Source organism: Streptomyces sp. NPDC059668, assembly GCF_042734135.1.
GTDB lineage: Bacteria > Actinomycetota > Actinomycetes > Streptomycetales > Streptomycetaceae > Streptomyces.
The window spans coordinates 25,564-41,312 of the sequence record NZ_JBHWEL010000042.1; the positions used below are offsets into that span (position 1 = coordinate 25,564).

Genomic DNA, 15,749 nt, shown 5'->3' on the forward strand with positions numbered 1-15,749 from the left:
GGGTGAGGTCGGTGCGGAGAGGTAGACTTAAGAGTGTCTGGCCGGACGCGAGCCCGCGCATGCCCTGAACGCACCTGTGTGGGGTGCCGGGAGCGAGCGGCCAAGACTGATCTGCTGCGGGTCGTGGCGATCGAGGGTGAATGCGTCCCCGATCATCGCGGTACGCTGCCCGGCCGGGGTGCGTATGTACACCCCGCCCTGGTCTGTTTGGACCTGGCGGTACGCCGCCGGGCGTTCCCAAGGGCGCTGCGTGCCCAGGGAGTGCTCGACACAGCGGCGTTGCGCCTCTGCGTCGAGCAGGCAACACCGTAAGACGTGTCGTGCGGAACCCCCGTACGGCCCTGGTACCCCGCGAGTTGGAAGTAGGTCGAGATTGCGATGAGCACTCGATGAGCACGCGATGAGTACGCCCATGAAGTAGCGACGGTCCGGACGCAACCCGGACCTAAAAGGAGCGAAGTGGCTAAGGTCCGGGTATACGAACTCGCCAAGGAGTTCGGGGTTGAGAGCAAGGTCGTCATGGCCAAGCTCCAGGAGCTCGGTGAATTCGTCCGTTCGGCGTCGTCGACGATCGAGGCGCCCGTAGTACGCAAGCTGACCGACGCCCTCCAGCAGGGCAACGGTGGCGGCAAGCCCGCCGCACGCAAGGCTGCCCCGGCTAGGCCGGCAGCCCCCTCTCCCGCGCAGGCGGCCCGTCCGGCCGCCCCGCGGCCGCCGGCCCCGAAGCCGGCCGTTTCCGAGCGGCCCGCCGCCGCGCCGGTCACCCCGGCCGCGCCGGGTCCGCGTCCGACCCCGGGTCCCAAGCCCGCTCCGAAGCCCGCTCCCGCGGCTCCGGCGCCGGCCGCACCCGAGTTCACCGCGCCCCCGTCGGCCCCGTCGGCTCCCTCGGCTCCGGCCGCGGGTCCCCGTCCGGGTTCCGCCCCGCGTCCCGGTGGCCAGGCTCCGCGTCCCGGTGCCCGTCCCGCCGGTGGTCCCGGCCAGGGTGGCCAGGGCCGTGGCGACCGTCCCGAGCGCCCCGAGCGCGGCGACCGTCAGGGCGCCCCGCGTCCCGGCGGCCAGTCCGCGCGTCCCGGCGCCCGTCCGGCCGGTCCCCGTCCGGGCAACAACCCCTTCACCTCGGGTGGCTCCACCGGAATGGCGCGCCCGCAGGCGCCCCGTCCGGGTGGCGCCCCGCGTCCCGGCGGTGCCGGTGCTCCCGGTGGTCCGCGTCCGCAGGGCGCGGGCGGTCAGGACCGCGGTCCCCGTCCCCAGGGCGGTCCCGGCGGCGCTCCGCGTCCGCAGGGCGGTCCGGGCGGTGCCCGTCCGACCCCGGGCGGCATGCCCCGTCCGCAGGGTGGCGCTCCGCGTCCCGGCGGTGGCCCCGGTGGCAACCGTCCGAACCCCGGCATGATGCCGCAGCGTCCCGCTGCGGGCAGCCCGCGTCCCGGTGGCGGCCCCGGTGGCCGCGGTCCCGGTGGCGGCGGCGGTCGTCCCGGTGGTCCCGGTGGCGGCGGCGGTCGTCCGGGTGGCGGCGGCTTCGCCGGTCGTCCGGGTGGCGGCGGTGGCGGTTTCGCCGGTCGTCCGGCCGGTCCCGGTGGCGGTGGCGGCGGTTTCGCCGGTCGTCCCGGTGGTCCGGGTGGCGGCGGCGGTGGCCGTCCCGGCTTCGGCGGTCGTCCGGGTGGTCCCGGTGGCCGTGGTGGCACGCAGGGTGCGTTCGGCCGTCCCGGCGGTCCGGCGCGTCGTGGTCGCAAGTCGAAGCGGCAGAGGCGCCAGGAGTACGAGGCCATGCAGGCCCCGTCGGTCGGCGGCGTGATGCTGCCTCGCGGCAACGGACAGTCCGTCCGCCTGTCGCGCGGTGCGTCCCTCACCGACTTCGCCGAGAAGATCGGCGCCAACCCGGCGTCGCTCGTCGGCGTGATGATGAACCTCGGCGAGATGGTCACTGCCACGCAGTCCGTCTCCGACGAGACGCTGAAGCTCCTCGCGGACGAGATGAACTTCGTCCTCGAGATCGTCAGCCCCGAGGAGGAGGACCGCGAGCTGCTCGAGTCCTTCGACATCGAGTTCGGCGAGGACGAGGGCGACGAGGACGACCTCGTGGTCCGTCCGCCGGTCGTGACCGTCATGGGTCACGTCGACCACGGTAAGACCCGCCTTCTCGACACCATCCGCAAGACGAACGTCGTCGCGGGCGAGGCCGGCGGTATCACGCAGCACATCGGTGCGTACCAGGTCGCGACCGAGGTCAACGGTGAAGAGCGCAGGATCACCTTCATCGACACCCCCGGTCACGAGGCGTTCACCGCCATGCGTGCCCGTGGTGCCAAGTCGACCGACATCGCGATCCTCGTGGTGGCGGCCAACGACGGCGTGATGCCCCAGACGATCGAGGCGCTGAACCACGCCAAGGCGGCCGACGTGCCGATCGTGGTCGCGGTCAACAAGATCGACGTCGAGGGTGCCGACCCGACGAAGGTGCGCGGTCAGCTCACCGAGTTCGGTCTGGTGGCCGAGGAGTACGGCGGCGACACGATGTTCGTCGACATCTCCGCGAAGCAGGGTCTGAACATCGACGCCCTGCTGGAGGCCGTGGTCCTGACCGCGGACGCCTCGCTCGACCTGCGGGCCAACCCGGAGCAGGACGCGCAGGGTATTGCGATCGAGTCCCACCTCGACCGCGGCCGCGGTGCCGTTTCGACGGTCTTGGTCCAGCGCGGAACGCTGCGCATCGGCGACACCATGGTGGTCGGCGACGCGTACGGCCGTGTCCGGGCGATGCTCGACGACAACGGCAACAACGTCGAGGAAGCGGGTCCGTCGACCCCCGTCCTGGTCCTGGGTCTCACCAACGTCCCGGGCGCCGGCGACAACTTCCTCGTCGTCGACGAGGACCGCACGGCGCGTCAGATCGCCGAGAAGCGGGCGGCGCGCGAGCGCAACGCCAACTTCGCCCGCCGGGGTGTCCGGTTCTCCCTGGAGAACCTGGACGAGGCCCTCAAGGCCGGTCTGGTGCAGGAACTCAACCTCATCATCAAGGGCGACGCGTCCGGTTCGGTGGAGGCTCTCGAGTCCTCGCTGCTCCAGCTCGACGTCGGCGACGAGGTCGACATCCGTGTCCTGCACCGCGGTGTGGGTGCGGTCACCGAGTCCGACATCAACCTGGCGACCGGCTCCGACGCCATCGTCATCGGCTTCAACGTCCGCGCCGCGGGCCGCGCGGCGCAGATGGCGGAGCGCGAGGGCGTCGACGTCCGGTACTACTCGGTGATCTACCAGGCCATCGAGGAGATCGAGGCGGCCCTCAAGGGCATGCTCAAGCCGGAGTACGAGGAGGTCGAGCTCGGCACGGCGGAGATCCGCGAGGTCTTCAAGTCGTCCAAGCTGGGCAACATCGCCGGTGTCCTGGTCCGCTCGGGCGAGGTCAAGCGCAACACCAAGGCGCGCCTCATCCGCGACGGCAAGGTCATTGCGGAGAGCCTCAACATCTCCGGGCTGCGTCGCTTCAAGGACGACGTCACCGAGATCCGCGAAGGGTTCGAGGGCGGTATCAACCTCGGCAACTTCAACGACATCAAGGTCGACGACGTCATCGCGACGTACGAGATGCGCGAGAAGCCGCGGTCGTAAGGCAGTGGCGCGAGCCGGCCGGTGGTGAGAAGTCACCGCCGGCCGGCTCGCCGTTCAAAAGGCCGTGCGGTTCCCCGCGCCCCTTCCGAGGGGCGCGGGGAACTGCGCGACCGGCCCCTCCAGGCCGCGACCGGGAAACGACCCACGGGGTCCGGGGCGGAGCCCCGCGAGGATGCAGGGGCGGAAAACCCCGGCGAGCATCCCACCGGTTCGTTGTACGGTTCTGATGTCCCTGCCAAGTGTTGTTGGCAGGCCATCTATCCCGTACCGGCGGGACATCCGGTTACACATGTATGTGGGGACGCTGTCCTTCGATCTGCTCCTCGGCGATGTCCACTCGCTCAAGGAGAAGCGCTCTCTCGTCCGCCCGATCGTCGCCGAACTCCGGCGGAAGTACGCGGTCAGCGTGGCGGAGACGGGCAACCAGGACCTTCACCGCAGGGCCGAGATCGGCCTCGCGGTGGTCTCCGGGGACACCGAGCACCTCACCGACGTACTGGACCGGTGCGAACGGTTCGTCGCTGCACGGCCGGAGGTGGAACTGCTGTCGGTACGGCGCAGGCTCCACACAGACGAAGACTGACGAAACAAGCAAGGCGAAGAAGGAGACGGACCAGTGGCCGACAACGCGCGTGCCAAGAGGCTGGCGGACCTCATCCGAGAGGTCGTGGCCCAGAAGCTGCAGCGCGGGATCAAGGACCCGCGGCTCGGCACCCACGTCACCATCACGGACACCCGGGTCACCGGGGACCTCCGGGAGGCGACCGTCTTCTACACGGTGTACGGGGACGACGAGGAGCGCGCGGCCGCGGCCGCGGGCCTGGAGAGCGCCAAGGGCGTGCTCCGCTCCGCGGTCGGCGCGGCGGCGGGCGTGAAGTTCACCCCGACCCTGACCTTCGTCGCGGACGCCCTGCCGGACACCGCCAAGACCATCGAGGACCTGCTCGACAAGGCACGGGCCTCCGACGCCAAGGTCCGCGAGGTCTCGGCGGGAGCCACCTTCGCCGGTGAAGCGGACCCGTACAAGAAGCCGGGCGACGAGGACGAGGACGACGCCGCCGAATGACCCAGAAGCTCCGGACGCCCGACGGGCTTGTCATCGTGGACAAGCCGTCGGGCTTCACCTCGCACGACGTGGTCGCCAAGATGCGGGGCATCGCGAAGACCCGTCGCGTCGGCCACGCCGGCACCCTCGACCCCATGGCGACGGGCGTGCTCGTCCTCGGCGTCGAGAAGGCCACCAAGCTCCTCGGGCACCTCGCGCTCACCGAGAAGGAGTACCTCGGTACGATCCGGCTCGGCCAGAACACGCTGACGGACGACGCCGAGGGTGACCTCACCTCCTCCACCGACGCCTCCGGGGTGACCCGGGAAGCCGTCGACGCCGGGATCGCCAAGCTCAGCGGCGCCATCATGCAGGTGCCGTCCAAGGTCAGCGCCATCAAGATCGACGGCGTGCGTTCCTACAAGCGGGCACGTGAGGGCGAGGACTTCGAGATCCCGGCCCGCCCGGTGACGATCTCGTCGTTCACCGTGTACGACGTCCGGGAGGCCGTGGCCGAGGACGGCACGCCCGTCCTGGACCTGGTCGTCTCCGTGGTCTGCTCGTCCGGGACGTACATCCGGGCGCTCGCCCGCGACCTCGGCGCGGACCTGGGCGTCGGCGGCCATCTCACCGCCCTGCGCCGCACCCGCGTCGGCCCGTACAAGCTGGACGGCGCGCGCACCCTCGACCAGCTCCAGGAGGAGCTGACCGTGATGCCGGTCGCGGAGGCCGCCACGGCCGCGTTCCCGCGCTGGGACGTGGACGACAGACGGGCGCGGCTGCTGCTCAACGGCGTGCGTCTGGAGATCCCCGAGGAGTACGCGGGGGTGGGCGCCGTGGCCGTCTTCGATCCGGCGGGGCAGTTCCTGGCGCTGGTGGAGGAGCAGAAGGGGAAGGCCAAGAGCCTCGCCGTCTTCGGCTGAGGCCCGCGCCGTCCCGCGAAGCCGGCGGTGCCCGCGAAGCCCGTGTGGCTCCACGGCTTTCGCGCGAGCGGGCCCAGGCGCCCTCGGCGCGCCGGCGAAGTGGCACTCGCCCGTGGAGCGGCGGTCACGGGGCTTCGTGCCCGCCGCTCCATGGTCCCCCCTCGGTTCCCCCACCCAAGGGTCTATCCATCCGCACGGCCCTGTTCACCCCTTCGGGCAGGCGCTCGGAGTGAACCGAGGGAGCGGAAGGGGGCGCGTTCACCATGCGATCTGTCCCGCTGATCACCTCGCGCCTACCGTCGGAGGATCGGAGCGCGGCGGGGAGGTTCGAACATGGCGGGACGAGGCCCGCGGACCGGGGACGAGCAGGCGGCGGACGCCATCGGCCGCGCGCGGGACGAAGGCGTGGTGCGCATCTGCGACCTGGCCGGACGCCCGCGCGGTACGGGTTTCGTCGCCGACCACCTCGGCACGGTGATCACCAGCCACGAGGCCGTGGACGGTCTGGCCCGCCTCGTCCTCCACGCCCCCGGCGACCGCAGCTGCGTGGTGGACGCCGACGCCGTGACCCCCCTGCCCGCCGTGGATCTGGCACTCGTCCGCACCGAGGGACTCGGCCTCGATCCGCTCCCCGTCACCGTGCGGGACCGGGTCGGGACCGGGGCGTACGTCCGGCTCGCCGCGGGCGGCTGGCGCGAGGCACGGGTGCTCGGCACCACCGCCGTGACGTACACCGCCACCGACCGATTCCACGTCCTCGGCGAGGCGCTGGAGCTGGCCATCGGCACGGCGGGCGCGGACGCGCTCCGACTCGGTGGCGGGGCGGCCGGAGGCCCGGTGCTCGACCTGTCGACCGGGGCGGTGATCGGCGTCGTGGGCACCGCGCTGCACGGCGAGCACCCCGCGGCGCGGTTCGCCGTGCCCCTGCGGACACCCGGCGTGCGGGGCCCGCTCGCCGCGCTGCTGGCCCGCAACGCCGCGACCGTGCCCGCGTACGGCGCCGACCTCAATCCGGCCGGGGTGCTGGAGCTCACGGCGACCTCGGTCGGCTCGGACGGGCCGGGTGCGGTGCCCCCGTCCGGCACCGGTGCGGAATCGTCCACCATCGTCGAACGGAGCGCCGTCGTCAGGGAGTTCGAGGCCTTCGTGCGCGGTCCGGCCGCCGTACTCGGGCTGGTCGGCCCACCCGGCAGCGGCCGTACGACGGAACTGGCCGCCCTCGCCGCCCGCCGCACCGGCGGCGCGGAACCGGCCCCCACGCTCTGGCTGCGGGGAGCCGACCTTCTCGCCACGGACACCTCCGTCGCCGACGCGGCGGCACGGGCGCTGGAACGGGCGGGACGGATCGTGGCGGCCTCGCGGGAAGGGACGCCCGGCGACTCGGAGGTGCTGCCCCCCGGCGGGTACGGCGGTGAGCTGGGCGACATCGGCCCGGAGCGCGTCGCCTCGCTCGCCCGGGGCGCCGGACGGCCGCTGCTGCTCCTGCTCGACGGCCCCGAGGAGATGCCGTCCGCCCTCGCCCACCGGATGTCCGACTGGACGGCGGGGACGGCCGAGTGGCTGGGGGAGACCGGGGCGCGGCTCGTCGTCGCCTGCCGGCCGGAGTACTGGGAGCAGACGGGGGAGCACTTCCCCGCGGAGCTCCTGCACCGGGGAGCCTGGGCCGAGCCGCAGCCGCCGGGGCCACCGTGCGTCCTGCTGGGTGATCTCACGGAGGAGGAGGCACGGCGGATCCGGGCCGGGGCCGGGATCCCCGAGGGCACGCTGGGGGCCGCCGACGCGCGGCACCCGCTGACCCTGCGCCTGCTGGCCGAGGTGCGCGCCGCGCTGCCGGACGCCCCGCCCGGCCGGCTCGACCGGCACGACGTCCTCGGCGCCCATCTGGACCTGATGTGCCTGCGCGTCGCGGTCCGGCTCGCGGCGGCGAACGGGCTGCGCGGCAACGCCGTACGGCGCCTCGCCGCGCAGGTCTCCGGTCGGGTGCACGAGGCCGCGCGGCGGTGTCTGGGTCCGGGGCAGGGCCAGTTGGACCGCGAGTCCTTCGAAGCGGTCTTCCCGTGGGGTCCCGCTCCGGGGCGCCGTTCCGGCCGGACCACCGGCTGGGCCTCCGCCGTCCTCACCGAGCGCCTCCTGGTCCCCGCCGGCAACGGCTACCGCTTCGCCCACGAGGAACTCGCCGACTGGATCCAGGGCACCCACCTGGACCTGGACGCGGCCCTGCACGCCCTGGTCCACCGGAGCCGTGACACGGCCCCGTCCACCGGGGTCCGCGCGCCGTCCCCGCGTGGGGCCGACGCCGAGCGGGTTCCCGCCCAGCGGACACCGTCGCCGGCCGGGACGGGCCCACGGTCCGCGCCGGGACCGGTGACCGGGCCGGGCGCGTCGCGCCGCCGCCGGTCCCGTGGCTCCCGGCCCGCCGTCCGCACCGGTCCGCGTCTCCTCCCCGTCCCCCGGCACCGCATCGGACCGGTCGTCGAGGCCCTGCTGCTCCTGGCCCGTCAACAGGGCGCGGCGGCACTGACCCCTCGACTCGAAGAACTGGTCCACGCCCTGGACGCCCTCCTGCCGGACGTGCCCGCCCCGCCGGAGGACCCCGCCTGGTGGGCCACGCGCCTCTTCGGCGACGTCGTGGTGCGGCTGCCCGACACGTCCCCGTACGCGGGGACCCTCGCGCTGCTCGCCGAGCGGATCGTGCGGTGGCGTGCGGAGGGACGGCGGGTGCCGGCGGAGTTCGGGCCCGCGTTCTGGGAGGCGCTGGCACTGCCGCCGGCGGAGCGGTTCGACCTGCTCAGGAGCCTGGTCGTCGCGGACGAGGCACCACGTCGGACGGCGCTGGACGGCACCACCGCGGATGAGGCCGCACCAGTCGCCATGGCTCGGGTCGCCATGGCTGGGGTCGACATGGGTGCCATCGACATGGGGCCGGCCGATATGGGTGGGGTCGACATGGCTCCGGCCGACATGGGGCCGGAGGATATGGGTCCCAAGGACACCGTTCCAGCCGCGATGGTGCAGGCCGGGACTGCCCTCCTGGAAGAGGCCCCCGACGAACGGACCATCGCTCTCCGCCGCACGCCGACGGGCACTCGCGCGCCGGAGGACATCCGCACGCCGGTGGACACCCCCACGCCGGTGGTCGCCGGGGCCTCGAAGAGCACCCGCACACCGGAAAGCCCCCGTGTACCGGAAGGCCTCCCCGTGCCAGGAGACCCCCGTACCCCCCGCTACCTGGACGCGGTGGCCCGGCTCCTCGCCGCCGATCCCGCCGGCGTGGCACCTCACCTCATCACCTGGTTCGACGACGACCGCCCCCTGCCCGCGACGCCCCACGCGACGGTGGCCACCGCGGCGCAGGCGCTGCTCTACGCGCACCGGCGGCGCGCGCTGGACGACCTGGCGGAGGCTCTCGTGGACAGCGCGCACCGCCGGGCGGACGAACTGCTCGCCGCGCTCGCCGAGGAGGAACCGTCGGCGGTGTGCCGGGCCGTCGACCGGTGGGCGCACGACACGCGCCCGGCGCGGCGGGTCGCGGCGGTGGCGTACGGACTGCGCGCCGCGCCGCACGTACGCACCGAGGCCGACCGCGCCCTGCTGCGCTACGCGGCGCTCGCCCTGCTGGCCCGCCCCGCCGACTGCACACTGCACGGCGGAGCGCTCGGCCTGCTCGTACGCGATCCGCGGAGCCGGGCCGCCTACCTGCCACAGGCGCTGGAGCGGTTCGCCGCGGGCGACGCACAGCTCCCCGCCCGCGCCCTGGTGCCCGCCCTCGCCACGCACCCCGACCCGGTGATCGCCGCGTTCCGGGCCCGGCTGCGGCAGCCCGGCGCGGACCCGGCGGAGGCGCTGCGCACGCTCGCCGACGTCACCACGCCCGCGCTCGCCCACCGCGTCGCCGCCCTCGTACGGGAGATGGTGGAGCTGCGCCCGGAGGCCGCCACACACATGGCCGCCTATGTCGACCGTCGTCTCGCCCACGGGTCCGTCGCACGCACGGCGCTCTTCCCGCTGGTCACGGGGCTGCTGATCGGCTGTCCGGCCTCGGTGCGGGCGGCCCTCGCGACCGTGCTGGCCGCGCCGGGCAGCCGTGCCTCCCAGGAGCTGCGGCGTGAACTGCTGGATCTGCTGCTCGCGCACGAGCGCGACCCGGCCGTCCTCGAAACCCTGCTTCGGGCCGCCGCGGAGGGCCTGGCCCGCCGGGGCGAGGAACCCACCAGGGAGCTGGTGAACCGGGTGGGCCGGCTGATGGTGCGCACGCCCACCGGGGCCACCGGCTTCGACCGCGGCCTCGTCGAGCTGGCCCGCCAGGTGCCGGGATTCGCCGCCGTGGTCGCCCGCTGGCTGGCCGGCGCCCCCGAGGAGTGGGCCGGAGTCGTCGGCCCGAGCACCCGCCGCATGATCGAGAATCTGGCCGGTGTGCGGGTCCCCGCCTGAGTCAGGCCTTGGTCAGGTTCTCGTGCTCCGCGTCACAGCTCGATGCCGATGCGAACCGGGAGCACGCGGCATGGCACCCTTAGAGCTGCGAATGAGGCAATCACGGACACGGGTTCGACAAGGAGCGGTCACAGTGCAGCGCTGGCGTGGCTTGGAGGACATCCCCCAGGACTGGGGGCGCAGCGTCGTCACCATCGGTTCCTACGACGGGGTGCACCGCGGACACCAGCTGATCATCAAGCACGCGGTGGACCGGGCCCGGGAGCTGGGCGTTCCCTCCGTCGTGGTCACTTTCGACCCGCACCCGAGCGAGGTCGTCCGGCCGGGCAGCCACCCGCCGCTGCTCGCCCCGCACCACCGCCGCGCCGAGCTGATGGCCGAGCTGGGCGTCGACGCGCTGCTGATCCTGCCCTTCACGACCGAGTTCTCGAAGCTGTCGCCCGCCGACTTCGTGGCGAAGGTGCTGGTCGACAAGTTGCACGCGAAGGCCGTCGTGGAGGGCCCGAACTTCCGCTTCGGTCACAAGGCCGCCGGCAACGTCGACTTCCTGCGCGAACAGGGCGAGACGTACGACTTCGAGGTCGAGGTGGTGGAGCTGTACGTGAGCGGTGCGGCCGGCGGCGGTGAGCCCTTCTCCTCGACCATGACCCGGCGACTGGTCGCCGAGGGCGACGTGGAGGGCGCGCGCGAGATCCTGGGCCGCCCGCACCGCGTCGAGGGCATCGTGGTCCGCGGCGCCCAGCGCGGCCGCGAGCTCGGCTTCCCCACGGCCAACGTCGAGACGCTCCCGCACACCGCCATCCCCGCCGACGGCGTCTACGCGGGCTGGCTGCACGTCGGGGACGAAGCGATGCCCGCGGCGATCTCCGTCGGCACGAACCCGCAGTTCGACGGGACCGAGCGCACGGTGGAGGCCTACGCCATCGACCGTGTCGGCCTCGACCTGTACGGCCTGCACGTCGCGGTCGACTTCCTCGCCTTCGTCCGCGGCCAGGCCCGCTTCGACTCCATCGAGGCGCTGCTGGAAGCCATCGCCGACGACGTGAAGCGGTCCCTGGAACTGATCGAGGCGTACGGAACCCTGTAGGCGTCCGGCACACAGCCGCGTGGCCGGCGCCCCTCACCGGGCACCGGCCACGACTGTTTCCCCGGACGGTCCCACGCCGGTGTCACGGGACCCGGACCCGGCACCGGACCCGGACCCGGACCCGGCACCGGACCCGGACCCGGACCCGGCACCGGACCCGGACCCGGACCTGGTCCAGGACTCGAACCTGGACCAGGCACCGGTACCCGACCCGGCGCCGGCCGCTGCCGTTCGACCCGGCAGGCGCCCACCTGAGCCACCGCCACCGGTCATCCCGTTGCCCGCACCGGCCCACGCCTCACGGACCGGCCCGTGCCTCATGTACCGATCCGCGCATCACGGAGCGGCCCGCGCCTTATGCACCGGCCCGCGCATCACGGAGCGATCCGTGCCTCACGGAGCGGCCCGTGCCTCACGGAGCGGCCCGTGCCTCACGGAGCGGCCCGTGCCTCACGGAGCGGCCCGTGCCTCACGGAGCGGCCCGTGCCTCACGGGCCGATCCGCGCATCACGCACCGGCCCACGCCTCACGGATCGGTACGTGCCTCACGTACCGATCCGCGCCCCCGCCCAGTGGCACGACACCTGTGATTCCCCGCCGCCGCCCAGGACCGGCAGGTCCTGCCCGCGGCACGCGTCCGCGACTCCCGCCCGTTCGGCCTCGCCGGCCGCCAGGATCTGGCAGCGCGCGTGGAAGCGGCAGCCGGAGGGGATGCGGGAGGGGTCCGGGGGCTCGCCGGTGAGCACGACCGGAGCGCCCGGCGCCTCCGGGAGGACGGACAACAGGGCCTGGGTGTACGGGTGTCGGGGTGCCGTCAGCACCTCGGCGACCTCGCCCGTCTCCACGATCCGGCCGAGGTACATGACCGCGACCCGGTCGGCGATGTTCCACGCCAGGCCCAGGTCGTGGGTGACCACCAGAGCGGACAGGCCGAGTTCGGCGCGCAGCCGCAGGAGCAGGGCGAGGATCTCGCCCCGTACCGACGCGTCGAGGGAGGCCACCGGTTCGTCGGCGACGATGAGTTCGGGCTCCAGGACGAGTGCGCCCGCGATGACGACGCGCTGGCGCTGGCCCCCGGACAGTTCGTGCGGGTAGCGCAGGAAGAATCGCTCCGGCGGACGCAGGCCGGCCCGTGAGAGGGCCCCCGCGACGGCCGCCTGTTCGTCACCCCCGTACCCGTGGATCCGCAGCCCCTCGGCCACCGCGTCGTACACGGTGTGCCGGGGGTTGAGCGAGCCGCTCGGATCCTGGAGGACCAGCTGGACCCGCTTGCGGTAGGCCTTCAGGGCGCGCGAGGAGTAGTCGAGCGGTCCGCCGTCGAAGGTGACGCGACCGCCGGTGGGCGGGACGAGGCCGAGGAGGGAACGGGCGAGCGTCGACTTGCCGCAGCCGGACTCGCCGACCAGCGCCACGATCTCGCCGCGGCGGATGTCGAGGTCGACCCCGTCGACGGCGCGGGCGCGGGCGGCGCCGTGCCGTCCGGGGAACGAGACGTGCAGTCCCTCCGCGCTCAGCAGTGGCGGCGCGGGCGCGGGCGCCGGTGTCGCCGCCGGTACGGGGGCCGGCGGCGCGGGCGGGTTCGTCATGGCGTGCTCCTGACTGGCTCTGCCGCTCCCACGGCCGTGTCCACGTGCACGCAGGCCGCCCACCGTCCCGCGCCCGCGTCCCGCAGTGCCTGGTCCTGGTCGGCGCACGAGTCCAGCGCCACCGGGCACCGGGGGTGGAACGTGCAGCCGGAGGGGAGCGCGGACGGGTCCGGGGGATCGCCGGGCAGGCCGCGCGGCGCGAACCGCGAGGCGCTGTCCCCGATGCGCGGAAAGGCCGCGGACAGGGCCTTGCCGTACGGGTGCCGGGCGTTGTCGTACACCTGCCGGGCGGGGCCCTCCTCGACGACGCGGCCCGCGTACATCACCGCGAGCCGGTCGCAGGTGTCGGCGAGGACCGCGAGGTCGTGGCTGATCATGAGGAGGCCCAACTCCTGCTCGCTGACGAGCTGTTCGATCAGGCGGAGGATCTGCGCCTGGATCATCACGTCGAGCGCCGTGGTCGGTTCGTCGGCGATGACGAGCCGGGGGTCGCAGGCCAGCGCCATGGCGATCATGACGCGCTGGCGCTGCCCGCCGGACAGTTCGTGCGGGTAGGCGTCCGCGCGGGCGGCGGGCAGGCCCACGTGTTCCAGCAGCTCGCCGGTCTTCCTCCTGGCGCCCGCCGGGGTCGCCTTCTTGTGCAGCAGGATCGGCTCGGCGATCTGGTCGCCGATGCGGTGCACGGCGTTCAGCGAGTGCATCGCCCCCTGGAAGACGATCGAGGCGCCGGCCCAGCGGACCGCGCGCACCCGGCCCCATTTCATCGTGAGCACGTCCTCGCCGTCGAGCAGGATCTCCCCGCTCGTGCGGGTGCCCGCGGGCAGCAGCCGCAGCAGCGCGAGGGCCAGCGTGGACTTGCCGCAGCCGGACTCGCCCGCGATGCCGAGCTTCTGCCCGGCGTCGAGCGAGAGGTCCACACCGCGTACGGCGGCCGCCCCGCCCGGGTACGTCACTTCGAGGTTCCTGACCGCCAGCAGGGGCTGCCTGGCGGGAGTGTGCACCGGAGTGCTCAACGGGTCACCCCCAGCTTGGGATTGAGGACCGACTCGACGGCACGCCCGCACAGGGTGAACGCGAGGGCGACCACCGCGATGGCGATCCCCGGCGGAACCAGGTACCACCACTTGCCGGCGCTGACCGCGCCCGCCTCCCGGGCGTCCTGGAGCAGCCCGCCCCACGACACGATCGTGGGATCGCCCAGGCCGAGGAACGCGAGCGTCGCCTCGGCGAGGATCGCGGACGAGATGATCAGGGTCGTCTGGGCCAGTACCAGCGGCATCACGTTGGGCAGCACGTGCCGCGTCATGATGTGCCAGTGGCCGCCGCCGAGTGCCTTGGCCCGCTCGATGTAGGGCCGCGACTCGACGGCGAGGGTCTGCGCGCGGACCAGCCGGGCCGTCGTCGGCCAGGTGGTGACGCCGATCGCCAGGATGATCGTGCCGAGCGAGCGGGTCATCACGGTCGCCAGCGCGATCGCGAGGACCAGGGTCGGCATCACCAGGAACCAGTCCGTGATCCGCATCAGCACGGTCGCGTACCAGCCGCGGAAGTGGCCCGCGGTGATCCCGATGAGGGCGCCGATCGCCACCGAGAGCACGGCGGCGAGCAGCCCGACCAGCAGGGATACCCGGGCGCCCCACACCACGAGTCCGAGCAGATTGCGTCCGAACTGGTCGGTGCCCAGCGGGAATCGGGCGCTGGGACTCTCCATCGGACGGCCCGGCGCGTCGGTCACGCTCTGCACGTGGGAGCCGACGGTCAGCGGCGCCGTCAGGGCGATCAGGGCGAAGAGCGTGAGCGCGGCGAGCCCGAGGACGCCCGCCCGGTGGGTGCGGTACTGCCGCCAGAAGCGGACGGCGGAGTTGCGGCGGCGTTGCCTGGCGAGTGTGCGGGGGCTCTTCGCGCCCGCCGTGACGGCCGGTTCGGCCGTCGTGGATTCGGTTGTCATCGGCCCGTCCGACTCGGTCGTGGTCATCGGCCCACCCGTGGGTCCAGCAGCGGATAGATCAGGTCTGCCAGCGTGTTCATCACGACCACCGCCGCCGCGAAGACGAAGAACAGGCCCTGGACCAACGGCAGATCGGGCACGCTCAGCGCCTGGTAGAACAGGCCGCCGAGGCCCGGCCAGGAGAAGACGGTCTCGACGAGGATCACGCCCGCGACCGTCCGGCCGAGGTTGATGAAGATCAGCGTGACCGTCGGGAGTAGTGCGTTGGGCACGGCGTGACGGCGCCGTACGAGATCGTCGCGCAGGCCCTTGGCCCGCGCCGTGGTCAGATAGTCGCTGCCCATCTCGTCCAGCAGCGCCGAGCGGGTGACCAGCAGTGTCTGCCCGTACTCGACGGCGACCAGCGTCACCACCGGCAGAACCAGGTGATGGGCGACGTCGAGGACGTACGCGAAGCCCTCCTTGCCCCCCGACTCCATGCCGCCGGTCGGGAACAGACCCGGGACCGGTCCCATGCCCACCGAGAAGACGATGATGAGCAGCAGCCCGAGCCAGAAGGACGGGATCGAGTAGAGCGTCAGCGCCAGACCGGTGTTGAGACGGTCGCTCACCCCGCCGTTGCGCCAGGCGGAGCGGGTGCCGAGGAAGATGCCGAGCGCGGTGTACAGGACGAACGCCGTGACGGTCAGGAGCAGGGTGTTCGGCAGCGCCTCGGTGATCTTGTCGATGACCGGGGCCCGGAACTGGTAGGAAGTGCCCAGGTCACCGGTGAGCGCCTTGCCGCAGTAGTCCGTGAACTGCTCCCAGAGCGGCAGATCGAGCCCGAACTCCGCTCGGTAGTGGGCCAGTTGCTCGGCGGACACCTGACGACCGCCGGTCATGTACTTGACCGGGTCGCCGGGGATGAGCCGGAAGAGGAAGAAACTGGTGACGAGGACGGCGAGCAGCGAGACGGCCGCGCCGCCCAACTTGCCCGCCACATAACGCAGATACGCGGTCGTGGTGCGCGCCCGTGGCCCGCGGACCGACGGGGCGGCGGCGGCCGGGCCCGGGGGGGGCCCGGCCCCCCCCGGGGGTTGGGCCACCGGGGATAACAAAAAAAAAGGCCCGACAGCCCAAGGGG

At 73.2% G+C, this 15,749-nt stretch carries 11 protein-coding genes; 7 read left to right on the top strand and 4 right to left on the bottom strand.

From position 1 onward, the window contains the following. Positions 1-33 precede the first annotated feature (33 nt). From ACFV2J_RS26445 to ACFV2J_RS26475, 7 genes are all read left to right on the top strand, one after another. Positions 34-312: a YlxR family protein gene (locus ACFV2J_RS26445; protein WP_385087748.1), complete on the top strand. Its 279-nt coding sequence runs from the start codon at positions 34-36 to the stop codon at positions 310-312. Positions 313-459: 147 nt separating this feature from the next. After that, positions 460-3,606 (top strand): translation initiation factor IF-2, encoded by a 3,147-nt coding sequence (infB, locus tag ACFV2J_RS26450; RefSeq protein ID WP_385440976.1) that lies wholly within the window; start codon positions 460-462, stop codon positions 3,604-3,606. A 289-nt stretch (positions 3,607-3,895) separates the two neighbouring features. Beyond that, positions 3,896-4,189 (top strand): DUF503 domain-containing protein, encoded by a 294-nt coding sequence (locus ACFV2J_RS26455; protein ID WP_153288273.1) that lies wholly within the window; start codon positions 3,896-3,898, stop codon positions 4,187-4,189. Between the two features lie 33 nt (positions 4,190-4,222). Beyond that, positions 4,223-4,672 carry a 30S ribosome-binding factor RbfA gene (gene rbfA / locus ACFV2J_RS26460; protein WP_385090383.1) on the top strand — a complete coding sequence of 150 codons (450 nt, stop codon included), beginning with the start codon at positions 4,223-4,225 and terminating at the stop codon, positions 4,670-4,672. Then, on the top strand, positions 4,669-5,574 hold the full coding sequence (gene truB, locus ACFV2J_RS26465; RefSeq protein ID WP_385090386.1) for a tRNA pseudouridine(55) synthase TruB: 906 nt from the start codon (positions 4,669-4,671) through the stop codon (positions 5,572-5,574). The genes rbfA and truB overlap by 4 nt, the downstream gene beginning before the upstream one ends. Positions 5,575-5,907: 333 nt before the next feature. Then, positions 5,908-10,005, top strand: a complete 4,098-nt coding sequence (locus tag ACFV2J_RS26470; protein WP_385090389.1) for a trypsin-like peptidase domain-containing protein — start codon at positions 5,908-5,910, stop codon at positions 10,003-10,005. A 133-nt stretch (positions 10,006-10,138) separates the two neighbouring features. Next, positions 10,139-11,092 carry a bifunctional riboflavin kinase/FAD synthetase gene (locus tag ACFV2J_RS26475; protein WP_385090392.1) on the top strand — a complete coding sequence of 318 codons (954 nt, stop codon included), beginning with the start codon at positions 10,139-10,141 and terminating at the stop codon, positions 11,090-11,092. A 545-nt stretch (positions 11,093-11,637) separates the two neighbouring features. Here ACFV2J_RS26475 and ACFV2J_RS26480 read toward each other — a convergent pair. Genes ACFV2J_RS26480 through ACFV2J_RS26495 form a run of 4 tightly spaced genes read right to left on the bottom strand, consistent with a single transcriptional unit; the run spans position 11,638 to position 15,711 of the window. Next, the gene (locus ACFV2J_RS26480; RefSeq protein ID WP_385090395.1) at positions 11,638-12,678 is read right to left on the bottom strand and encodes an ABC transporter ATP-binding protein; all 1,041 of its coding nucleotides are present in this window, start codon (positions 12,676-12,678) and stop codon (positions 11,638-11,640) included. After that, the gene (locus ACFV2J_RS26485; protein WP_385090398.1) at positions 12,675-13,691 is read right to left on the bottom strand and encodes an ABC transporter ATP-binding protein; all 1,017 of its coding nucleotides are present in this window, start codon (positions 13,689-13,691) and stop codon (positions 12,675-12,677) included. The genes ACFV2J_RS26480 and ACFV2J_RS26485 overlap by 4 nt, the downstream gene beginning before the upstream one ends. Further along, positions 13,688-14,626 (bottom strand): ABC transporter permease, encoded by a 939-nt coding sequence (locus tag ACFV2J_RS26490; RefSeq protein ID WP_385090401.1) that lies wholly within the window; start codon positions 14,624-14,626, stop codon positions 13,688-13,690. Before ACFV2J_RS26490 ends, ACFV2J_RS26485 begins: the two co-directional genes overlap by 4 nt. 23 nt (positions 14,627-14,649) lie before the next feature. Continuing rightward, complete coding sequence (locus tag ACFV2J_RS26495) at positions 14,650-15,711, bottom strand: ABC transporter permease (RefSeq protein WP_385440984.1); 1,062 nt, start codon at positions 15,709-15,711, stop codon at positions 14,650-14,652. Between the last annotated feature and the right edge of the window lie 38 nt (positions 15,712-15,749).

Excerpts from the sequence above, each read along its gene's own strand:
- truB (WP_385090386.1), top strand. The coding sequence starts at position 4,669 with ATGACCCAGAAGCTCCGGACGCCCGACGGGCTTGTCATCGTGGACAAG.
- ACFV2J_RS26470 (WP_385090389.1), top strand. The coding sequence starts at position 5,908 with ATGGCGGGACGAGGCCCGCGGACCGGGGACGAGCAGGCGGCGGACGCC.
- ACFV2J_RS26455 (WP_153288273.1), top strand. The coding sequence starts at position 3,896 with ATGTATGTGGGGACGCTGTCCTTCGATCTGCTCCTCGGCGATGTCCAC.
- ACFV2J_RS26490 (WP_385090401.1), bottom strand. The coding sequence starts at position 14,626 with ATGACAACCGAATCCACGACGGCCGAACCGGCCGTCACGGCGGGCGCG.
- ACFV2J_RS26480 (WP_385090395.1), bottom strand. The coding sequence starts at position 12,678 with ATGACGAACCCGCCCGCGCCGCCGGCCCCCGTACCGGCGGCGACACCG.